This window comes from Arthrobacter rhamnosi, assembly GCF_054510855.1.
This window is the reverse complement of the sequence record NZ_JBTNDT010000006.1, coordinates 92,327-113,626: the sequence shown is the minus strand read 5'-3', so window position 1 is coordinate 113,626 and position 21,300 is coordinate 92,327. Positions and strand designations below refer to the sequence as shown.

Sequence of the window (21,300 nt, the reverse complement as noted above, 5' to 3'; positions counted from 1 at the left end):
GGTGCCCGGCCATCCTACATCGTTGTAGACTCACCTCACGCGTGACGTACAGGGCATCACGGCGGGAGGAGGGAGCGGCATGGCGGCCACACTGAAGGACGTGGCGCTGGCGGCCGGTGTCTCGATCAAGACCGTCTCGAACGTCATCAACGACTACCAGCACATCCGCGCGGACACCAAGCAGCGGGTCATGGAGGCCATCTCCGAGCTCGGGTACAGTCCGAACCTCTCCGCGCGCAGCCTGCGCTCGGGCAGGACGGGCGTGATCGGACTCGCCGTACCCGAACTCTCGCTGAGCTACTTCGCAGAACTGGCGGACTCCATCATCCGGGCCGCCGAGCGGCGCGGGCTGAAGGTCCTCATCGAGCAGACGGGCGGGGACCGTGCCCATGAGCTCGAGATCCTCTCGAGCCCCCGGCTCCAGATGACCGACGGGTTGCTGTTCAGCCCCCTCGGGATGTCCAACGACGACGCACACCACCTGAACGTGAACTTCCCGCTCGTCCTCCTCGGTGAGCGGATCTTCGGGGGGCCGACCGACCACGTGACGATGAGCAACGTCGAATCTGCGCGCGCCGCCACGGCTCACCTGCTGTCCAAGGGGAGGCGCCGCATCGCCGTCGTCGGCGCGCACGAGGGTGAGGTGATCGGTTCCGCCGGCCTCCGACTGCGCGGGTACGAGCAGGCCCTCGAGGAGGCCGGCATCCCGGTCGATCCACGGCTGCTGGGGTACACGACGCTGTGGCATCGCTCGAACGGTGCCACAGCCATGCGGGAGCTGCTCGAGTCGGGGGTCGAATTCGATGCCGTGTTCGGCATGAACGACACCCTGGCCCTCGGTGCCATGCGGGTGCTGCAGGAAGCGGGCCGGAGGATCCCCGACGACGTCGCCGTCATCGGTTTCGACGACCTCGACGAGGGGCGCTATTCCCTGCCGACGCTCTCCACCATCGATCCCGGCCGGGACGAGATCGCCGACACCGCCGTGCGCGTCCTCCAGGAGCGCATCTCCGGCCGCGACCAGGACACCGCCCCGCGGGAGTTCGAGGCGCGTTTCCAGGTGATCGAGCGCGAATCCACGGCCCTGCCCGAGTGAGGCGGGGGTTCCGAAAAAATATCGGAGCGACTGCTTGACAGTGACCCGCCCCACTCGGCATGCTTTCTCTACAACGTTTACCTACAACGATGTAAATGACGGAACCGGCACTTGCGGAGACCCTCGCACGGCGAGCTGACCTGCAGGAGGACGGACCCGGATCAAGGAAGATTCGAGCGGGCTCAGCATCTGTTGCCCCGGCGATCCTCCTCCCTGCAGTACCCGGACCGGCCGCCCCTGGGCGGACCACGGTGGAATACCACCGCGAGAGGAAGCAAGAGATATGAAAGCCAAGTTCCTGGCATCGGCAGGCATCGTCGCCGCCACTGCTGTAGCACTGACCGGCTGCTCCGGAGGAAGCGGAAGCGACGGCGGAGGCGGCTCCGAAGCTGCGTCCTGCACCAACACCATCGTCAACGCCGAGGCCCCCCAGGTCACCGTGTGGGCCTGGTACCCCGCGTTCAACGAGGTCGTCGACCAGTTCAACAACGCCAACGACGACGTCCAGATCTGCTGGACGAACGCCGGCCAGGGCAATGACGAGTACACCAAGTTCTCCACCTCCATCGAGTCCGGCTCCGGCGCCCCCGACGTCATCCAGCTCGAATCCGAGGTCCTCTCCAGCTTCACCATCCGCGATGCGCTCGTGGACCTCACCGAGTTCGGCGCCAACGACGTCAAGGCGGACTACGCAGAGGGTGCCTGGGAAGACGCGAGCAGCGGCGACGCCGTCTACGCCATCCCCGTCGACGGCGGCCCCATGGGCATGCTCTACCGCCAGGACCTCTTCGATGCCGCCGGCATCGAGGTGCCGACCACCTGGGAGGAGTTCGAGGCAGCAGCCAAGAAGCTGAAGGAGTCCGGCGACGGCGCCGTCATCGCCGACTTCCCGACCAACGGGCGCGCGTTCAACCAGGCACTCTTCGCCCAGGCCGGCTCCGTCCCGTTCGAATACGACTCCGCGAACCCGCAGGAGATCGGCATCAAGGTGAACGACGACGGTGCCAAGAAGGTCCTCGAGTACTGGGACGGCCTCGTGAAGGACGGCCTCGTCGCCACCGATGACGCGTTCACGGCCGACTACAACACCAAGCTCGTGGACGGCTCCTACGCCGTCTACCTGGCTGCCGCCTGGGGCCCCGGCTACCTGCAGGGTCTGTCGGATGCCGATCCGAACGCCGTCTGGCGAGCGGCCCCGCTCCCGCAGTGGGACGCGGCCAGCCCCGTCCAGGTGAACTGGGGCGGCTCCACCTTCGCGGTGACCGAGCAGGCGAAGGACAAGGAGCTTGCAGCGAAGGTCGCCATGGGCATCTTCGGCAATGAGGAGGGCATGAACCTCGGCGTCGACAAGGGAGCCCTCTTCCCGTCCTACGCTCCCGTCCTCGAGTCCGAGGCATTCGCCGACAAGGAGTACGAGTTCTTCGGCGGCCAGCAGATCAACAAGGACGTCTTCCTCGACGCCGCAGCCGGCTACGAGGGCGCCACGTTCAGCCCGTTCCAGAACTACGCCTACGACCAGCTGACCGTCGAGATCTACGCGATGGTCCAGGGCGAGAAGGACGCGAGCCAGGCGCTCGACGACCTGCAGGCCTCGCTCGAGCAGTACGCGACCGAGCAGGGCTTCACCATCAAGTAAGCCGCGGGAGGGCGCCCGCTCCTGCGGGCGCCCTCCCGAACCGCTCCCGGTAGGCTTCCGCCGCACATCCGTCCCACAGCTCGAGGAAAGACCACCATGGCCACGACCACCGCGCCGACGTCGTCACACCGCGCCGAGGCACCCCACCAGGTCAAGCACCGCCCGGACAGGAACTACCGGCGCAAGCAGCGCTGGGGATGGCTGTTCGTGGCGCCCTTCGCCCTCATCTTCCTGACCTTCCTCATCCTTCCCCTGGTCTATGCCTTCCGGATGAGCCTGTTCACCAGCACCCTCGCGACCGGCAACAGGTTCGTCGGCGGAGACAACTACATCAAGGCGTTCTCCGACCCGATCTTCCTCCAGGGCCTCGGCACCGTGGCGAAGTTCGCCCTGATCATGATCCCGGCCCAGATGCTCGTGGCACTCGTCGCGGCCCTCGTCCTCGACAACCTGACCACGTGGGCCTCGAAGTTCTCCCGACTGATGATCTTCATCCCCTATGCGGTGCCGGTCGTCATCGGCGCCCTGATGTGGGGCTTCCTCTACAGCCCCCGCTTCGGCCCGGCGAGCAGCATCTTCGGCATCTTCGGACTCGCGGCACCGGAATTCCTGGCACAGGACAACATCTTCGGCAGCCTCGTGAACATCGTCACCTGGCAGTGGGCCGGCTACTACATGATCATCATCTACGCCGCCCTGCGCGGCATCGACCCCGGGATCTACGAGGCGGCGGTGCTCGACGGCGCCTCCGACCGGCAGATCGCCCTGCGGATCAAGGTCCCGATGATCTCGTCCTCCCTGGTCATGGTGGTCATCTTCGCCCTGATCGGCACCCTGCAGTTCTTCACCGAGCCCCAGGTGCTGAGGGGTGTGGCGCAGGGCGCCATCCCGACCTCCTACACGCCGAACATGTACGCGTTCTCCCTGGCGTTCTCCTACAGCCAGTTCAACTACGCCTCCGCCATCTCCTTCGCCCTCGGCATCGTCGTGTTCGTCTTCTCCTTCTTCTTCCTCTTCCTGACCCGCAAGCAGAGCGGACTGAAATAAGCCATGGCACTCGTCACAGACACCCCCCAGCAGCAGGACAGCGGGCGCAAGGTCCGCGGATCGGCCTCCCGCAACCGGGCACGCAACGGCGGTCCGCGCATCGGCTCGCACATCTTCCTGCTCATCCTCGTCATCTACTTCATCACCCCCATCTGGTGGCTGACGGTCGCGAGCACCAAGGACACTGCCGGCCTCTTCGGAGGATCGGGCGGACCGCTCTGGTTCGACAGCGAATTCCACTTCTTCAGCAACCTGCAGGGCCTGTTCGAGCGGCAGGACGGCATCTACTGGCGCTGGCTGGGCAACTCGTTCCTCTACGCGATCTCCGGTGGAGTGGGCGCGACCATCCTGGCGGTCCTTGCGGGCTACGGCTTCGCCAAGTACAACTTCCGCGGCCGGGGCGCCTTCTTCGGGATCCTGCTCGGCGCCGTCATGGTGCCGCTCACGGCGCTGGTCATCCCGACCTTCGTCCTCCTGAGCTCGGTGGGACTGGTGAACACCATCTGGGCCGTCATCCTGCCCTCGCTGCTCAGCCCCTTCGGTGTCTACCTCATGCGGGTCTTCGCGCAGGAGGCGGTGCCCGACGAGCTCCTCGACGCGGCACGGATCGACGGCGCGGGCGAGATCCGCACGTTCTTCCAGATCGCGCTTCCGCTGCTGCGCCCGGCGATCGTGACGGTGCTCCTGCTGTCCGTCGTCGGGACCTGGAACAACTTCTTCCTGCCACTCGCGGTCCTCAGCGACCCGCTGCTGCTGCCCGTCACGGTCGGCCTCAATGGTTGGCAGGCCCTCTCCAACGCCGGCAGCGGCGGCGAGGCGCTGTGGAACCTGATCACCACGGGTGCGTTCATCTCGATCATCCCGCTGATCATCGCCTTCCTCTCCCTCCAGAAGTACTGGCAGGGCGGGTTGTCGCTGGGCTCGCTCAAGTAGCCCGCACCCCGCCCGCCGCCTACCACTCCGTACAGAAAGTAGCCCGATGCAGAACGCACGCCTCACGCTCGACCCCCATTTCACGGTCGGGCCCATCAACCGCAACATCTTCGGCGGGTTCGTCGAACACCTCGGCCGCCACGTCTACGACGGCATCTACGAGCCCGGCCACGCGACCGCCGATGACGAGGGCTTCCGCCAGGACGTCATCGAGCTCGTGAAGGAGATGGGCGTCTCGACCATCCGCTACCCCGGGGGAAACTTCGTCTCCGGCTTCCGCTGGGAGGACAGCGTCGGACCGCGCGAGGAGCGCCCCACCCGCCTCGACCTCGCCTGGCACTCCACGGAGACCAACCAGGTGGGCATGCACGAGTTCGCCTCCTGGCTTCGAAAGGTCGACAGTGACCTCATGCTGGCCGTGAACCTCGGCACGCGCGGCACTCCGGAAGCACTCGACCTCCTCGAGTACTCGAACCTGCCCAAGGGCACCGCCCTCGCCGACCAGCGCATGGCCAACGGCCGCCCCGATCCGTTCGACGTCAAGATCTGGTGCCTGGGCAACGAGATGGACGGTCCGTGGCAGCTCGGCCACCGGTCCGCCGAGGACTACGGCAAGCTCGCGGCCATCACGGCGCGGGCGATGCGCCAGCTGGATCCCTCCATCGAACTCGTGGCCTGCGGCTCGTCCAGCGCCCACATGCCGACCTTCGGCGAGTGGGAGCGCGTGGTGCTCTCGCACACCTATGACGTCGTCGACTACATCTCCTGCCACGCCTACTACGAGGAGAAGAACGGCGACCTCGGGTCGTTCCTCGCCTCCGCCGTCGACATGGATTCCTTCATCGAGTCCGTCGTCGCCACCGCGGACCACGTGAAGGCGGTCCGCGGCAGCTCGAAGACCATCAACATCTCCTTCGACGAGTGGAACGTCTGGTACATCAGCCGCTTCGAGAACGTCGACAAGATCGAGGGCCTCGACAACTGGCCCGTGGCACCTCGCCTGCTCGAGGACTGCTACTCGGTCGCCGACGCCGTCGTGTTCGGCAACCTGATGATCTCCCTGCTCAAGCACGCGGACCGCGTCACCTCGGCGTCGCTCGCGCAGCTCGTCAACGTGATCGCGCCGATCATGACGGAGCCGGGCGGCCCGGCCTGGCGCCAGACCACGTTCTTCCCGTTCTCCATCACCTCGAAGCTCGCGCAGGGGTCGGTGCTCGAGCTCAAGCTCGACGCCGGCACGTACCAGACCAGCGACTACGGCGTCGTGCCCCTCGTGGATGCGGTTGCGACGCACGACGACACGACGGGCGCCACCGCCGTCTTCCTCGTCAACCGTTCGCAGACCGAGGAGACGACCGTGACCATCGACATCGCCGCGCTCAACGGGTTCAGCACCGTGGACGCGCAGTCGCTGTACGATACGGACGTATATGCCAAGAACACCCTCGAGGAGCCCGAGCGCGTGACCATGAAGACCAACACCTCAGCGAAGCTCGACGGCAACGCCGTCACCATCACGCTTCCCCCCGTGTCGTGGACGGCCGTATCCCTCGCATGAGCTCTTCCGAATACAGGATCGAGGGCGGCGGCTACACGGCCGTCGTCCTCGGTCTCGGTGCCGCTGTCCGGGAACTGACCTACGAGGGGCGGCCGCTCGTGGTCGGCTTCGGCGCCGACGAGGAGATGCCCAATTTCCGGGGCGCCTTCGTCGCGCCATGGCCGAACCGCATCGCGGACGGGCGCTACTCGTTCGACGGCTCCTCCTACGAGCTGCCGATCAACGAGCCCGAGCGCGGCACGGCCCTCCACGGTCTCGTGTTCGACATCCCCTGGACCCTCGTGGAGCACACGGGATCCGCCGTGACGCTGGGGTGCACCATCGAGCCGACGGAGGCGTACCCCTTCACGGTCGCGCTGCACGCACGCTTCGGCGTCGGACCGGAGGGCTTCCGGACGGACATCACCGCCCTCAACACGGGATCGCGGCGAGCGCCCTACGGGGTCTGCCCCCATCCGTACCTCGTCGCCGGTCCCTCACCGCTCGACGCGTGGGTCCTCGAACTGCCCGCCGCGACGGTCCTCACCGTCACTCCCGACCGCCTGCTGCCCGTGGCCAAGGAGCCCGTCGCCGGCACACCGTTCGACTTCCGCGTGGCCCACGCGCTCGGTGACGTGCAGATCGACCACGCCTTCACCGACCTGACGCGCGACGACGCCGGCCGGGCCACGGTGCGGGTCACCGATCCGCCCTCCGGGACCGGGACCGCCATGGTGTGGGACGACACCTGCCCCTGGGTGCAGATCCACACCGCGGACCTCCCGAAGAAGCCCGAGAGCACACGGCTGGGACTCGCGGTGGAACCCATGACGTGCCCGCCCGCAGCCTTCACCACCGGTGAGGATCTCGTGGTCCTCCACCCGGGGGAGACCCACCACACGGGCTGGACCATCACCGCCCTGTAGTCCCGGCGCCGTCCCCGGCCGGTGCCGTGCCGGTCGCGGACGAGAGGGCAGAAAGAACCGCTGGAGCGCCCGTTCCGCGGTTCTTTCTGTCCTCTCGCCGAATGGTCGGCAGTGTTGCGGCACGAACTAGCCGGAGCGGAGCCCGGCGTCGTCGAGCACGAGGCGCCCCTGGATCGCCCCGCCATCGCAGTGTTCGCCGTTCGGATGCACCATGGCAGGGACGACCGTGGCCGTGTAGGCGGCGGTGCGTCCGTCCCGCTGGTGGACGGTCACACCGGTAGGCACCTCATCCTCGGGCAGGTCGAGTTCCGCGAACCCGGTGAGCGTCCCGTCCGGCGTGGCGACGGCGCGGCAGGTGCCGTCCGGGGCGCAGGTTTCCTCCGTCGTCGTCGACCCGAGGGCGAGGTCGACCTCGGTGGTGCTGCAGCCGTCGTCGGTGCAGGCCGACACCTCGAGCCGTTCCGCCGCGGCGGCCGGCGCTCCCTCCAGGGTGATGGACAGACCCGGAAGGGCCGCGATGGCGGTGCAGGACTCCGCAGTACAGGACGGAAGGGCGAGGATCAGCCCGCACAGGAGGGAGGGCATCGCGGTGCGCATGGTCCACCTCCTCCCACCTCTTCGGCGGTCCTGCCCGCAGGTAGCCCGGTCGGCTGCCGGGGCAAGACAGCGCTCCTGGACCGGGGCTACCCGCCCTGATCCAAGGGCCCGCCCCGAAGCCTGCCCCCTGGAGGAACGCCTCCGCTACGACACGGCCCGGCCGGCACCGACCGGGCCGCCGTCAGGAATCGCGCCGCTGGGTGCTTCCGCGCTCGTTCGCCGCCTCGAGCACGCGTGCCGCCAGGTCGCGCGCCTCGCGGAGTCGCTCCGGCGGGCATGCATCCACGGGAGGCATCGCGAAGTCGGAGTGCCTGCGAGCGCAGGACGAGGGGGTGGAACTTCCGTCCCGCCTGAAGCACAGCAGCGCGAGGACGATGCCGCCTGCCACGAGGAGGAGGAGGGGGTAGCCCTGGGCGCCCGCGGCAAGGGCGGCGATCCCGAGGGAGATGGTCAGCATGCCGAGGAGTAAAAGGAACCTGGTCATCACACGTCCGTCGTCGTTGACTGATTGTGGTGGCACTGATAGTACTCCCGTGCCGCCGGGTCCACCGCATCGGGCGCCGTCCGGCCGCCCCTGCCCCTTCCCGCCGGCCGACGGTGCTGGCACACTGGCCCCATGGCTGGAGCTTCCGACCCCCGCGTCGACGAGTACATCGCCGCGCTGCCTCCCTGGCAGCAGGACATCTGCCGCGCGGTCCGCCGCCTCGTGCACGAAGCGGATCCGGAGGTGGAGGAGACGATCAAGCGCACGCACCGGCCCTACTTCGTCCTCCAGGGGAATGTCTGCGCCCTGCTCGCCACGAAGGACCATGTCAACGTCTTCCTGTACGACGGCGGCCTCGCACCCGATCCGAAGGGCATCATCACGGGCGGCCACACGAACTCGACGGGGAGGACGGTCGCGGTGTACCAGGACCGCCCGCTCGCCGAGGACGCGCTGCGGGAGATCTTCCGGGCGATCATCGCAGCCAACCGCGCCGGCGGTTGGCGCAGTATCAAGAAGCGTGCAAGCCTAGGCGAATGAGCTTCTTCCAGGACATCGCGACTCCCCACGGCGCGCTGTCCGCCTATGTCGCGCGGCCCGACGGTCCCGTGAAGGGCGGTCTCATCCTCATCCACGAAGTGTGGGGGCTCGTGGCCCATACCCGGGACGTGGCAGACCGTTTCGCCCGGGAAGGGTACGTGGTCGTCGCTCCCGACCTGCTCTCCGACCAGGGCATCACCGAGGAGAACACCGCGGGGATCGGTGAGGCGATCGCCGGCCCTGACGCGGAGGCACGCAACCGGGCCCAGCCGAAGCTCAGGGCACTTCTGGCGCCGCTGCAGAACCCCGAGTTCGCTGCGCTCACCACCGGGCGCGTCCAGGCCTGCTTCGACTTCCTGTACGACGACGAGGAGGTGCGCGGACGCGTGGGTATCACCGGTTTCTGTTTCGGTGGCACGTACAGCTTCTCGTTCGCCGTGCACGAGCCGAGGCTCCTCGCCTGTGTGCCCTTCTACGGCCACGCCACCTTCTCCGGCGAGGAACTCGCCCGCATCAAGGCACCTGTCCTGGCGTTCTACGGCCAGGACGACCATGCACTGAGAACCGGGCTGCCGGACCTCGACGCCGCGATGACGGATGCCGGCGTGGACTTCACGGCGAAGGTCTACCCGGGAGCGGGCCACGCCTTCTTCAACGACTCGAACCGTTTCGCGTACCGGCCCGAGGCAGCCGCGGACGCATGGGACCTGACCCTGAGCTTCCTCGCGCGGAACGTTGCCTGAGTCCACGACACGTGTGCAGAGCCGGCGCGACGACGTGCCGCCGCACGTCCGGCCCGCCTACCTCGGTCTCGTCTTCATCGGAGGCATGGGGGGAACGCTCGCCCGCTTCCTCATCGCCGCGGCACTTCCTACTCCCGCGGGGCTCCCGCTCGGCATCCTCCTGATCAACATCGCGGGTGCCTTCGCCCTCGGACTCCTCCTCGAGGCGCTGGCGCGGCGCGGCCCCGACCTGGGACGCCGTCGTGCCCTGCGACTGCTCCTGGGCACGGGCTTCCTCGGCGGCTTCACCACGTACAGTGCGCTCGCGGTCGACTCCGTGCTCCTCCTCGGGGCCGGTCGCATCTGGGCAGGGATCGCGTACCTCACGGGCTCCGTGCTGGTGGGCCTCGCAGCGACGGCGGCCGGTATCGGCGTCGGACGGCTGGTCCGCCGACCGGCCACCAGGGCGGGCACCCGTTCGGAGGGTGAACCATGAGCCTCGCCCTGGCGCTCGCGCTCGGTGTCGCGGGCGGACTCGGCGCGGTCACGCGCTTCGTGCTCGTCGGCGTTCTCCACTCGACCGCTCGGGCCGTTCTGCCCGTGGGCACCATGGCGATCAACATCAGCGGTTCCCTCCTGCTGGGACTCCTCACGGGGTTCGTCCTCGCGGCCGCACTCCCGCCCGCGTGGACCCTCGTCTGCGGCACGGGCTTCCTCGGCGGGTACACCACGTTCAGCACGGCGAGCAGCGAGACGGTCCGCCTGATCCAGGAGGGCCACGCCCGGGCAGCCCTGCTGTCCGGTGCAGGGACCGCGGTGGCGGCGCTCGCCGCAGCGGGTCTCGGCCTGTCGCTGGGCCTCCTGCTCGCCTGACATCCGAAAACCCGGGCTAGGGTTGAAGGGTGCCCCAGGAAACCTTCGACCTCCGCTCGATCGCCCTGGGAGCGTACGGTCCCTCGCTGCTGTACGGGGTGGCGACCGGCGCCATCCTCCCGGTCATCGCCCTGACCGCACGGGACCTCGGCGCCGACGTCGCCACGGCGGCCCTGGTCATCACCCTCTCCGGCATCGGTTCCCTGGTCGCGAACGTCCCGGCCACCCTGATCGCCACCCGGTTCGGTGAGCGGAAAGCACTGGTGGGTGCCGCTCTCTGGTGTGCGGCCGCGATGGTGCTGGCGCTCTGGTCGCCTACACTGCCGGTCTTCGCGGCAGCCGTGATGATGGTCGGCATGGCCGGTGCGGTGTTCGGACTCGCCCGGCAGAGCTACCTCACCGAGGCCGTTCCGGCGTACTTCCGCGCTCGCGCGCTCTCCACGCTCGGAGGCGTCACCCGCATCGGCGTCTTTCTCGGGCCTTTCGCCGCAGCCCTCGCCATGAGCGTGCTCGGTCTCGACGGCGCGTACTGGGTCGGGGGCGTGGCGAGCCTCGCCGCAGCAGCACTCAGTTGGCGGGTGCCCGAACTCGGGGCGGGCAGGAGCGGACCCGCGGGGCGGACACCGTCCGGGGCCGCTCCACCCTCGCCACCGACGGTGCGCTCGGTACTGCGCAGCCACGCGCGCATCTTCGCCACCCTGGGCATCGGGGTGCTGCTGATCGCCGCGGTCCGGGCCACGCGCCAGGCGGTGCTGCCGCTGTGGGCGGAGGACATCGGGCTGGACGCGTCCACCACGGCGCTGATCTACGGGCTGTCCGGCGCCATCGACATGCTGATCTTCTACCCCTCCGGCAAGATCATGGACGCCAAGGGTCGCCGCTGGATCGCGGTCCCGTGCATGCTGATCATGGGTACGGCGCTCGCCCTGCTGCCGTCGACCGGGGAGGCGGTGGGCCTGCTCCTCGTCGCCCTGCTCATCGGCTTCGGCAACGGCATCGGATCGGGCATCGTCATGACGCTCGGGGCTGACTTCTCGCCCTCGCCCGGACGCCCGCAGTTCCTCGGGATCTGGCGCCTGCTCACCGACGCAGGGACCATGGGCGGGCCGGCGCTCCTCTCGCTCGTGACCGCCCTTGCGACACTTTCCGCCGGGATCTGGGCGACGGCGGCCCTGGGCTTCCTCGGCGCAGCGGTCCTCTGGTACTGGATCCCGCGCGCCGCTCCGGGGTCAGCCGTCACGCCGACAGCCCGTCGCTGACAGGGCGGTCACCGCCGGACGACGGGGGCGTCGGCGTCCACCCGCCGGTCGGTGGCGACTGCGAGGGGCGCCTCAGCGCCGCCCGCGGCGCGCGATGGCACGCGCGGCCAGGACGGCGCCCGCCGACGCGGCGACCCACGGGCCCCCGACGATGATCGGATCGATCCACGTGTGGTTGACGTCCGCGCGTCCCTTGCCGAAGCGTGACGCGAGGCCGTGCCGGTGTCCCTCCGACAGCACCCCGGTCTCCGTGATGGGGTTGTCGGGGCGCAGCGTGGCGAATGAGGCCATGTGGGAGCCCCATGCGTCCACGCGGTCGCCGAGCAGGAGCAGGAGCCAGTGCGCGGCGCGGCCCTCGCTGTAGCGGTAGGCGTAGCGGCGGATGCCGCCGGAGACGCCTTTCAGGGGGACGCTCGTGCCGAAGACGGGCGTCAGCCGGCTGTGCTCGATCGACCGCTCCCGCCCCTCTCCGCCCGGCTGCTCCTCGGGGTAGTCCCAGTGCGCCCCCGTCCCGGCGGGGTCGAACACTTCGCGCGGGAACGACGGACGGTCCTTCGGGTCGAGATCTACCCCCCAGCCGGGGATCCGGGCGCGCAGCGCCTCGGCGGTCGGGATGTCTCGGGCCTTGTTCGCGAGGTAGGGCGTGGACGGCGTGGAGGACGACACGGTGATCTCCTAGCTGGGGTTCGGGATGACGAGCGTCTTGATGCAGTTGTCGAGCTTCGCCGAAAACATGTGGTAGCCCTCCGCGATCTCCTCGAGGGGTATCCGGTGCGTGACGATCTCGTTGGGCTTGAGGTAGCCGTTGCGGATGTGGTCGAAGAGGCGCGGCCACTGCCGCTTCACCGGCGTCTGGTTCATGCGCAGGGTCAGGCCCTTGTTGAGCGCGTCGCCGAATTTCACCGCACTGAAGATCGGACCATAGGCTCCGACGACGGATACCGTCCCGCCCTTGCGCACGGCGTCGATCGCCCAGTTCAGTGCGATGGGGGAGCCTCCCTGCAGCTTGAGCTTCGTGCCGGTCACCTGCTGGAGGAAGTTGCCGTCCGCCTCCGCTCCCACCGCGTCGATCACGACGTCCGCGCCGAGGTAGTCCGTGGTCTTCTTCATCTCGACCACGATGTCGTCGTACTCGGCGAAGTTGTAGGTCTCGGCGTGCGCGAAGGTGCGGGCCTTCTCGAGCCGGTACTCGAGGTGGTCGACGACGATCACGCGGCCCGCCCCCATGAGCCAGGCCGACTTCGCGGCGTACAGTCCCACCGGCCCGGCACCGAAGACCACCACGGTGTCACCCTCGACGATGTCTCCGAGCTGCGCGCCGAAGTACCCGGTCGCCAGGGCGTCGGTGAGCAGGACGGCGTCCTCGCTGTCCAGCCACTCGGGGATGATCGCCGGCCCCACGTCGGCGAAGGGCACGCGCACGAACTCCGCCTGGCCGCCGTCGTAGCCGCCCGTGGTGTGTGAGTAGCCGTAGATGCCGCCCACCGCCGTCGCGTTCGGGTTCACGTTGTGGCAGTTCGAGTACAGGCCGCGCGCGCAGAAGTAGCACGACCCGCAGTAGACGTTGAAGGGGACCATGACGCGGTCGCCGCGCGTGAGGTTCTGGACGGAGGGCCCCACCTCCTCGACGACGCCGATGAACTCGTGCCCGAACGTGGTGCCCACGCGGGTGTCCGGCATCATGCCGTGGTAGAGGTGCAGGTCCGAGCCGCAGATCGCCGCGGTCGTGACGCGCACGATCGCATCGTTCGGGTGCTCGATCTTCGGCCGGGGCTTCTCCTCGACCCGGATCTTGTAGGGCCCGCGGTACACCATGGCTTTCATCGTCCGCCTCTTTCGTCGCTGGTCCGGCCAGCGTTGCACCGTCGCGCCGGCGCGACAACAGGTGCGGTGGGATGCGGAAAGGGCGTGCGGAGGGGCCGCGAGGGTGTTACGGCCGCGTCTGCTCAGCCGTGGTCCGTGCCTGGGCCGCGAAGAGCCAGCCGACGGAGGCGGAGAGGGCGAAGCCGACGCCGACGATGCAGGTGAGGCCCGACCAGAAGAACAGGGGTACGCCCGCCGTGCCCGGTGCGGGCGCGGGGCCGATGGCCTGGACGGAGAGGTAGAGGGCGGCGGACAGCGCCAGGCTGCCGAGCCCGAGCACCCAGCACAGGACGAGCCAGCCGCGCGAGGACGCCCAGTGCGCACCGAAACCCTGCCACGTGTTCCAGGCGTTCCCGGTGCGCATGATGATCAGGCCGCCGACCAGTGTCCAGGCCCCCACGACGAGGAGGGCTGCGACGACGTCGGCCGGGCGGTGCCACAGGTTGAGGAAGGTGGCGGCGCCCGCGAGGACGGAGTAGCCCCCGCCTGCCGCGGCGGCGAAGGGGCGCCAGCGGGGCGTGGCGATGATGAAGACGGCGGCAGCGGCGGATGCCGCGAGCGTTGTATGCCCTGACGGTAATGAGTTGAAGTCCAGCGTGTCGACGCCCCGGTCGGGCCGGTCGAAGACGAGGTTCTTGAGGATCTGAGTCGTCAGGTTGGAGGCCGCGATGACGGCGACGGCGGTCAGGGCGGCGGCGTATCGCCTGCGCCCGAAGGCCACGAACAGGATGGCGGCGGCCGCGAGGACCGCCGAGATGGTGGGCAGCGTATCCAGGAACCGCAGGAACGGCAGCTGTGTGTCGGGTGCTGCGACTCCTGCCTCACGCCACGCGGATTCGTCGGCGAACTGGCCCGTGGTGGTCCGGACGAAGGCCCAGTAGGTCCATCCGAGCGCCGTCGCGCAGGCGAGAGCGGCCAGCACGAAGAGCAGCGGCGAGCGTGCTGCTTGCGCCTGCCGGGAAGGGGTTCGCTGCGAGGTCATCGACCCCATGGTTCCATACGATCCTGCGAGTTCCGCTGTCCCGGAACCTCCGGGCGAGCGGGCGCTACCGTAGCCTGAGGTCGTGCAGATGCGACCGATGGCCCCGCCGGTTCCCCTTCCGCTTCCTCCGCTGGAGGAGATCGAGGCCTCGGCCCACGTGGTGTCGGTCCCCATGCGGGTGAAGTTCCGGGGTGTCCTCGTGCGTGAGGCCCTCCTGGTCCGGGGACCGGCAGGGTGGGGCGAGTTCTGTCCGTTCCTCGAGTACGACGACGCCGAGTCCGCTCCCTGGCTCGCCTCTGCCGTCGAAGCGGCCTGGTACGGATTCCCGGACCCGATCCGCGCCTCGGTGCCCGTCAACGCGACGGTCCCCGCCGTGGGGCCCGCCGCGGTTGAAGGGGTGCTGTCCCGATTCGGTGCCGTCGGTGCAGTGAAGGTGAAGGTGGCGGAGAAGGGGCAGGACCTGGCCGACGACGTCGCCCGCGTCGCCGAAGTGCGCAGACTCCTCCCGGAGGCGGGGATCAAGGTGGACGCCAACGGCGCGTGGGAGGTCGGTGAGGCGCTCACCGCCCTCGAGGCGCTGGCGCCGTTCGACCTGCAGTACGTCGAGCAGCCGGTCGCGGACATCGCCGGACTGCGTGCGGTGAGGCTCGAGCTGCGCCGCCGCGGCGATCGGGTCCTGGTGGCGGCGGACGAGAGCGTGCGGCGCCAGGACGACCCGCTGCGCGTCGCCCGGGAGGATGCGGCCGACCTCCTCGTCATCAAGGCGCCGCCGCTCGGAGGCGTGCGCCGGGCGCTCGACATCATTGGCCGCGCGGGCCTTCCCGCCGTCGTCAGTTCCGCCCTCGACACGTCCGTCGGAATCCGTGCCGGCGTCGCCCTCGCCGCTGCGCTGCCCGAGCTGCCCTACGCCTGCGGCCTGGCAACGGTGTCGCTCATGGCCGGCGACGTCACCGACGCGTCGCTCGTGCCGCTGGGCGGCGCACTGCCCGTGCGGGACGTGGAGGTCTCCGGGGAGAAGCTGATCTCCTTCGCCGCGGCCCCGGACAGGAGGCGGGAGTGGCTGGAACGCCTGGGACGCTGCCACGCAGTTCTCGCCGCCGCGCAGCAGCGCTGACGGCGGCGGAGAACGATACGGGATCCTCACGCTCCCGTAACACGTCGTCAATGCGGAAGCACTAGAATTGGATGTCAACGATCTCCTGAAAGGAATATCCACTTGACATCCTCGGACTCGCTCCCGAAGCCGGTCATCGGCCTCACGGCCTATCTCGATCCGGCCGTCACGGAGGGGTGCGGAACCGTCGAGGCAGCCTTTCTGCCGCAGAACTACCTGGCGCCCGTCCTCGCCGCCGGTGCCATCCCCGTCCTGCTGCCGCCGCAGGGAACCGATGGCGGCGTGGTCGAGCAGCTGCTGCCACGGCTCGACGGCGTGATCGTGGTCGGAGGCTGGGACATCGACCCCTCGCGCTATGGGGCCGAGCCCCACGCCCAGACGGATGCGCCACACCTGCTGCGCGACGCGTGGGACTCCGCCGTGGTGCGGGAGGCGGTCCGGATCGACCTGCCGCTCCTCGGGATCTGCCGCGGCGAGCAGATGCTCAATGTCGCTCTCGGGGGGTCGCTGCACCAGCACCTGCCCGACCTGGTGGGTGACAGCCCCTACCAGCTGGGCGATCACCGCTTCAACGCGGTCCCCGTGGACCTGCGGCCGGGGTCGCAGGTGGCGCAGGTTCTGGGAGCGACCCACCTCGACGCCGTCCCGGTCTCCCACCACCAGGCCGTCGACCGGGTAGGACTGGGGCTGCAGGCCTCCGCGTGGAGCAGGGACGGCATCATCGAGGCCATCGAGTTCCCCTCCAACCGTTTCTGCATCGGCGTTCAGTGGCACCCCGAGCAGAGCCCGACGGAGACCGCGCTGTTCGACGCGTTCGTGCACGCGGCACGGGAGCGCCAGCTGGGGCGCGCACTCCCGCTGCGCGTCGAGGGCGGTTTCCAGGACGCGGGTCTCCCGGCAGCCTGAGACGGACGGACGGACGGACGGACGGACGGATCGGCGCCGGTCCCGGGACCGGCGCCGACGCCCGAGTTCGGACGGCGTTCATGCGCAGTTCACCGCCACGCACCGCGGTTGTTCAGGTGGAATCTGCAGGGTGGGGACCGACGACGTTCATCCTGCGAGAGGTACCACCCCATGACTGAAACTCCACGCCGCCTGCTGCCGATGCTCGGCTCCACCAAGGGAAAGCGCAGCGCCGTCACCTGTGCGCTGAAGTGTGACAACGCCTGCTCCGATGCGGTCTGCAACACCTCCACCAACACCTACTTCCGCGACATCGTCTCGAGCGAGTTCTCGCGTCGGAGTGCGCTCGGCGCCGGTGCCGCCGGTGCCCTGACCCTCCTCGTCGGCACGCAGACCGGAGCCGGCTCGGCCCAGGCCGCACCGCCTCCCGGCACGGGCTACCGGAAGAGCAACCTGCCGTTCGACGCCATCGCGCCGGTCGACGCCTCGGTGGACGCCATGACGGTACCGCAGGGCTACGGCTGGAAGCCGGTGATCCGCTGGGGTGACCCGCTGTTCGCGAACTCGCCGGCCTTCGACGCGGACAAGCAGAGCGCTGCAGCGCAGGCGCGGCAGTTCGGCTACAACTGCGACTACACGGACGTCCTCGAGGTCGAGGGCAGCAAGGGCCGCCGCGCGGTGCTCTTCGCCAACCACGAGTACACGAACGAGACCATCATGGTCCCGCCGACCACGCCTGCCGCTGAAGTGCGCGGCATTGGCAAGGCCGCCCACGGACTGTCCGTCGTCGAGCTCGAGCGCAGGAACAGGAACAAGCCGTGGTCCTACGTGCAGGGGGCCCCGCTCAACCGCCGCTACCTGACCACCACCCCGTACGAGGTGACCGGCCCCGCCGCAGGCTCCGACCTGCTGAAGACCAAGGACGACCCCTCGGGCCGCACCATCCTCGGAACGCTCGGGAACTGCGCCGGCGGCACCACTCCGTGGGGGACCATCCTCTCCGGCGAGGAGAACTTCAACGGCTACTTCGTGGCCACCGGTACCAGCGCCGGCGACCGCCGCTACGGCCTCACCAGCCGTCCGACGGCGCGCGGCTGGGAGATCGACGAGCCGCGCTTCGACACGCGGAACGCCGGGTACGAGAACGAGAAGCACAGGTTCGGCTACATCGTCGAGGTCGATCCCTTCGACCCCACCTCCACGCCGAAGAAGCACACCGCCCTCGGGCGCTTCAAGCACGAGGGCGCCAACGTCACCGTCGCGTCCGACGGCCGTGTGGTGGCGTACATGGGCGACGACGAGCGCTTCGACTACCTCTACAAGTTCGTCTCGACGAACACGGTCCAGCCCGGGACGAGCGCGGCCGCCCGCAAGGCGAATCTGACGCTGCTCAGCGAGGGCTCGCTCTACGTCGCGCGCTTCCAGGGCAACTCCCTGGCCGAGATCGACGGCACCGGCACGCTCCCTTCCGACGGCGCGTTCGACGGCGTCGGCGAGTGGCTGCCGCTCCTCATCGACAACCGGTCGGTGGTGGCCGGCATGACGGCCGAGGAGGTCGCCGTCTTCACGCGCCTGGCCGCCGACAGGATGGGCGCCACCAAGATGGACCGCTGCGAGGACGTGGAACCCAACCCCCTCACGGGCAGGGTCTACGTCGCCTGCACCAACAACACCAACCGCGGCGTGGGGTCCAACGCCGCCCCGGACGAGGCGAATCCGCGCACGCAGAACCGCGACGGTCACGTGGTCGAACTGACCGAGGCCGGCGGCAACGCGTCCGGTACCCGGTTCACCTGGAACCTGCTCCTCGTCTGCGGCGACCCTGAGCGCAACCCGGCGACGTACTTCGGCGGCTACCCGAAGGACAGGGTCTCGCCGATCTCCTGCCCCGACAACGTGGCCTTCGACTCGCAGGGCAACCTGTGGATCTCGACCGACGGCCAGCCGGGCACCGTGGGCTTCAATGACGGCCTGTTCAAGGTGGGCCTCGAAGGCGCCGAGCGGGGGCGCGTGCAGCAGTTCCTCGCGGTGCCGCGGGACGCCGAGACGTGCGGCCCGGTCATCCACGACCAGGAGGGCACGGTCTTCGTCGCCGTGCAGCACCCGGGTGAGGACGGCAGCTGGGCGGACCAGCGTTCCTTCTTCCCCGACTACGTGCCGTCCGGCAGCACTCCCGGGAAGGGCCAGGCAGCGCTTCCCCGGCCCTCCGTGGTGCAGGTCTACCGCGCCTGACCATCCTCGCGGGACGCCCGGCCCGGCGCACCCCTTCCTTTCGAGGGATGCGCCGGGTGGAAGGATGGGAGGGTGACGACACCAGCGACGCCCCCTCCTGTCCTCGACTCCGCCGCTTCGGCCGCCCGCGCGGTCGCAGCCCTAGTGGCAGGTGGCGTCGGGGACGTCGTCGTCGCGCCGGGCTCCCGCAGCGCACCCCTCGCGTACGCGCTGGCCGACGCGGAGGCCGCGGGACGCGTCCGCCTGCACGTGCGGATCGACGAGAGGTCGGCCGCCTTCACCGCCCTGGGCCTCGCACTCGGCGCCCAGCGGCCGGCGGCCGTCGTGACGACGTCGGGAACGGCGGTGGGGGAGTTGCTGCCGGCCGTCATGGAGGCCAACCATGCGGCCGTCCCCCTGGTGGTGGTGTCCGCCGACCGGCCCGGCGAGCTGCGGGGGACCGGGGCCAACCAGACCACGGTGCAGCCGGACCTGTTCGGCGTACACGTGCGGGCGGGCCTCGACCTGGGAGCCGGTGAGGATCCAACCGTCCCGATCGGGGACGCCCTGCAGGCCGCCCTCGGACGGCCCGAGGGCGGGGTGCCGCCCGGGCCGGTGCACCTGAACCTCGCCTACCGCGATCCGCTCGTGCCCTCCGGCGCAGCGTCAGGTTCCGCCGCGCCGGAGACGGCCGCGGAGGAATCCGCAGCAGTCCCGGCCGCAGCGACGAGGGTCCCGGCGCCCGTGACCGGACAGCGCGACGGCACCCGGACCGTCGTCGTCGCAGGGCATGGAGCGGGAGAGCTGGCCGCGGTCTTCGCCGCGCACCTGGACCTCCCGCTGCTCGCCGAGCCGTCGTCGAACGCGCGCTTCGGCACCAGTGCGATCGCCCCCTACCGGCTGCTGCTCGAGCACCTCGGCCCGGCCGTCACGCGCGTGGTGACCTTCGGTCGCCCCACGCTGTCGCGTCCGGTCACCGCGCTCCTCGCGCGGGCCGACGTCGAGCACGCCCTGTACCTGCCCGTGCCGGTGGCCTGGTTCGAGGAGGGCCGGCGCACCGAGCGCATCATCGACACCCTGCCCGACCTGCTGGAGTTCGCGGGGCGCGGCGAGGACGGCTGGCTCCGCTCCTGGCGGGAGGCGGGAGCGACGGCGGAAGCCGCCGTCCAGTCCCTGCTGGCGGACGAGGACCGCATCACCGGCCTGCACGTCGCCGACGCGGTGTGGGAGCACACGGACGGGAACCTGGTGCTCGGCTCCTCCAACCCCATCCGCGACGTCGACCTCGTCGCCGCGACCGACTGGCACCCCCTCGAGGTCTTCGCCAACCGGGGACTGGCCGGGATCGACGGCACCGTCTCGACGGCGACGGGCGTGGCACTCGCCGCCGGCATCCCGACACGCGTGCTGATGGGCGACCTGACGTTCCTGCACGACGTCGGCGGGCTGCTCCTCGGCAGCGGCGAACCGCAGCCGGACCTCCACATCGTGGTGCTCAATGACGGCGGCGGGGGCATCTTCGGCCTCCTCGAGCACGGGGCGGAGGCGACGACGGAGCGGTACGGGGCCGCCGTCGAGCGACTGTTCGGGACACCGCACACCGTGGACCTCGCCGCGCTCGCCGCTGCCTACGGGCTGCACTACGAGCGGGCGACCACGCTGGAGGAGCTGGATACAGCGATGGAGCGGCCCATTCGGGGCCGCTCCATCCTTGAGGTCCGGGCCGAGCGCGCGACGCTCCGGGACCTCCATGCGCGCATCCGCCGCGTCGTGGCGGAGGTCACGGTGTCCTAGCTAGAGCACCTTCGACAGGAAGAGTTTCGTCCGCTCGTGCTGGGGATTCCCGAGGACGTCCTCGGGCTTGCCCTGCTCGACGACGACGCCGCCGTCCATGAAGACGACGCGGTCGCCGACCTCGCGGGCGAATCCCATCTCGTGCGTGACTACCATCATGGTCATGCCCTCCTTGGCGAGCTGCTTCATGACCTCGAGGACGTCGCCGACGAGCTCGGGGTCCAGCGCGCTGGTGGGCTCGTCGAAGAGCATCATGTCGGGGTCCATGGACAGCGCGCGTGCGATGGCGACGCGCTGCTGCTGGCCGCCGGAGAGCTGTGCGGGGAAGGCATCGGCCTTCTCCGCGAGGCCCACCTTGGCAAGGTTCCTCCGCGCGATCTCCGTGGCCTCGGACCTGCTGCGCCGCTTGGCGCGCTGCTGCGCGAGGGTCAGGTTCTTGAGGACCGTGAGGTGCGGGAAGAGGTTGAACTGCTGGAAGACCATGCCGATGCGCGTCCGCACATCGTCGAGGTCCGTCTCGCTGTCCGTGATGTCGACGCCCTCCACCATCACCGTGCCGGTGGTGGGTTCCTCGAGCCGGTTGACGCACCGGAGCAGGGTGGACTTGCCGGAGCCGGAGGGGCCGATCACGCACACCACCTCGCCCTGGTCCACGTGGAAGTCGATGCCCTTGAGCACCTCGTTGCTGCCGAAGGTCTTGCAGAGTGCCCGGACCTCGATGGCCGGCACTGCCGCCGTCGATCCCGGTGCCGTGGCACCCGATGCTGGATGGGACACCGG

Annotated in this window: 20 protein-coding genes and 1 pseudogene; 15 read left to right on the top strand and 6 right to left on the bottom strand. The window is 69.6% G+C overall.

From position 1 onward, the window contains the following. The first annotated feature begins 79 nt into the window (after positions 1 to 79). The 6 genes from ACX80I_RS13005 (at position 80) to ACX80I_RS12980 (ending at position 7,175) form a co-directional block, all read left to right on the top strand. Positions 80 to 1,096 carry a LacI family DNA-binding transcriptional regulator gene (locus ACX80I_RS13005; RefSeq protein ID WP_459345538.1) on the top strand — a complete coding sequence of 339 codons (1,017 nt, stop codon included), beginning with the start codon at positions 80 to 82 and terminating at the stop codon, positions 1,094 to 1,096. 283 nt (positions 1,097 to 1,379) lie between these two features. Further along, entirely contained in the window at positions 1,380 to 2,732 is a 1,353-nt protein-coding gene (locus tag ACX80I_RS13000; RefSeq protein WP_459345537.1) for an ABC transporter substrate-binding protein, read from the top strand. 96 nt (positions 2,733 to 2,828) lie between these two features. Next, positions 2,829 to 3,779, top strand: a complete 951-nt coding sequence (locus ACX80I_RS12995) for a carbohydrate ABC transporter permease (protein ID WP_301225874.1) — start codon at positions 2,829 to 2,831, stop codon at positions 3,777 to 3,779. A gap of 3 nt (positions 3,780 to 3,782) precedes the next feature. Further along, a complete protein-coding gene (locus ACX80I_RS12990; protein WP_459345536.1) occupies positions 3,783 to 4,712 on the top strand; it encodes a carbohydrate ABC transporter permease in 930 nt (309 codons plus the stop codon). 46 nt (positions 4,713 to 4,758) lie between these two features. Then, a complete protein-coding gene (gene arfA / locus ACX80I_RS12985; RefSeq protein ID WP_459345535.1) occupies positions 4,759 to 6,270 on the top strand; it encodes an arabinosylfuranosidase ArfA in 1,512 nt (503 codons plus the stop codon). Beyond that, positions 6,267 to 7,175, top strand: coding sequence for an aldose 1-epimerase family protein (locus ACX80I_RS12980; RefSeq protein WP_459345534.1), 909 nt, complete (start codon positions 6,267 to 6,269; stop codon positions 7,173 to 7,175). Before arfA ends, ACX80I_RS12980 begins: the two co-directional genes overlap by 4 nt. Before the next feature lie 126 nt (positions 7,176 to 7,301). Here the strand turns inward: ACX80I_RS12980 and ACX80I_RS12975 are convergent, their stop codons facing one another. Together ACX80I_RS12975 and ACX80I_RS12970 are read right to left on the bottom strand one after the other, a co-directional pair. Further along, on the bottom strand, positions 7,302 to 7,772 hold the full coding sequence (locus tag ACX80I_RS12975) for a hypothetical protein (RefSeq protein ID WP_459345533.1): 471 nt from the start codon (positions 7,770 to 7,772) through the stop codon (positions 7,302 to 7,304). A gap of 181 nt (positions 7,773 to 7,953) precedes the next feature. Further along, positions 7,954 to 8,256: a hypothetical protein gene (locus ACX80I_RS12970; protein WP_459345532.1), complete on the bottom strand. Its 303-nt coding sequence runs from the start codon at positions 8,254 to 8,256 to the stop codon at positions 7,954 to 7,956. A gap of 132 nt (positions 8,257 to 8,388) precedes the next feature. Here ACX80I_RS12970 and ACX80I_RS12965 point away from each other — a divergent pair, with 132 nt between their 5' ends. From ACX80I_RS12965 to ACX80I_RS12945, 5 genes are read left to right on the top strand one after another with little or no spacing between them, the layout of a single operon-like run. Further along, positions 8,389 to 8,796 carry a DUF1801 domain-containing protein gene (locus tag ACX80I_RS12965; protein WP_459345531.1) on the top strand — a complete coding sequence of 136 codons (408 nt, stop codon included), beginning with the start codon at positions 8,389 to 8,391 and terminating at the stop codon, positions 8,794 to 8,796. After that, the gene (locus ACX80I_RS12960) at positions 8,793 to 9,539 is read left to right on the top strand and encodes a dienelactone hydrolase family protein (protein ID WP_459345530.1); all 747 of its coding nucleotides are present in this window, start codon (positions 8,793 to 8,795) and stop codon (positions 9,537 to 9,539) included. Before ACX80I_RS12965 ends, ACX80I_RS12960 begins: the two co-directional genes overlap by 4 nt. Then, complete coding sequence (locus tag ACX80I_RS12955) at positions 9,532 to 10,014, top strand: fluoride efflux transporter FluC (protein WP_459345529.1); 483 nt, start codon at positions 9,532 to 9,534, stop codon at positions 10,012 to 10,014. Before ACX80I_RS12960 ends, ACX80I_RS12955 begins: the two co-directional genes overlap by 8 nt. Beyond that, complete coding sequence (gene crcB, locus ACX80I_RS12950) at positions 10,011 to 10,391, top strand: fluoride efflux transporter CrcB (protein ID WP_459345528.1); 381 nt, start codon at positions 10,011 to 10,013, stop codon at positions 10,389 to 10,391. Before ACX80I_RS12955 ends, crcB begins: the two co-directional genes overlap by 4 nt. Positions 10,392 to 10,420: 29 nt before the next feature. Beyond that, the gene (locus tag ACX80I_RS12945; RefSeq protein ID WP_459345527.1) at positions 10,421 to 11,650 is read left to right on the top strand and encodes an MFS transporter; all 1,230 of its coding nucleotides are present in this window, start codon (positions 10,421 to 10,423) and stop codon (positions 11,648 to 11,650) included. 72 nt (positions 11,651 to 11,722) lie between these two features. Here the strand turns inward: ACX80I_RS12945 and ACX80I_RS12940 are convergent, their stop codons facing one another. The 3 genes and pseudogenes from ACX80I_RS12940 to ACX80I_RS12930 all read right to left on the bottom strand — a co-directional run. Then, complete coding sequence (locus ACX80I_RS12940; RefSeq protein WP_459345526.1) at positions 11,723 to 12,316, bottom strand: hypothetical protein; 594 nt, start codon at positions 12,314 to 12,316, stop codon at positions 11,723 to 11,725. 9 nt (positions 12,317 to 12,325) lie between these two features. Further along, entirely contained in the window at positions 12,326 to 13,474 is a 1,149-nt protein-coding gene (locus ACX80I_RS12935) for a zinc-dependent alcohol dehydrogenase (RefSeq protein ID WP_459345525.1), read from the bottom strand. Between the two features lie 430 nt (positions 13,475 to 13,904). After that, positions 13,905 to 14,495: pseudogene (locus ACX80I_RS12930) on the bottom strand (phosphatase PAP2 family protein); the annotation flags it as partial. A gap of 88 nt (positions 14,496 to 14,583) precedes the next feature. On the opposite strand from ACX80I_RS12930, the gene ACX80I_RS12925 reads away from it, so the two are divergent. The 4 genes from ACX80I_RS12925 (at position 14,584) to menD (ending at position 20,520) form a co-directional block, all read left to right on the top strand. Then, positions 14,584 to 15,609, top strand: coding sequence for an o-succinylbenzoate synthase (locus tag ACX80I_RS12925; protein ID WP_459345657.1), 1,026 nt, complete (start codon positions 14,584 to 14,586; stop codon positions 15,607 to 15,609). A 102-nt stretch (positions 15,610 to 15,711) separates the two neighbouring features. Further along, the gene (locus ACX80I_RS12920; RefSeq protein ID WP_459345524.1) at positions 15,712 to 16,515 is read left to right on the top strand and encodes a gamma-glutamyl-gamma-aminobutyrate hydrolase family protein; all 804 of its coding nucleotides are present in this window, start codon (positions 15,712 to 15,714) and stop codon (positions 16,513 to 16,515) included. 171 nt (positions 16,516 to 16,686) lie between these two features. After that, positions 16,687 to 18,747, top strand: coding sequence for a PhoX family protein (locus ACX80I_RS12915; RefSeq protein ID WP_459345523.1), 2,061 nt, complete (start codon positions 16,687 to 16,689; stop codon positions 18,745 to 18,747). 72 nt (positions 18,748 to 18,819) lie between these two features. After that, complete coding sequence (gene menD / locus ACX80I_RS12910) at positions 18,820 to 20,520, top strand: 2-succinyl-5-enolpyruvyl-6-hydroxy-3-cyclohexene-1-carboxylic-acid synthase (protein WP_459345522.1); 1,701 nt, start codon at positions 18,820 to 18,822, stop codon at positions 20,518 to 20,520. Here the strand turns inward: menD and ACX80I_RS12905 are convergent, their stop codons facing one another. Next, complete coding sequence (locus tag ACX80I_RS12905) at positions 20,521 to 21,297, bottom strand: amino acid ABC transporter ATP-binding protein (RefSeq protein WP_459345521.1); 777 nt, start codon at positions 21,295 to 21,297, stop codon at positions 20,521 to 20,523. Positions 21,298 to 21,300: the final 3 nt, after the last annotated feature.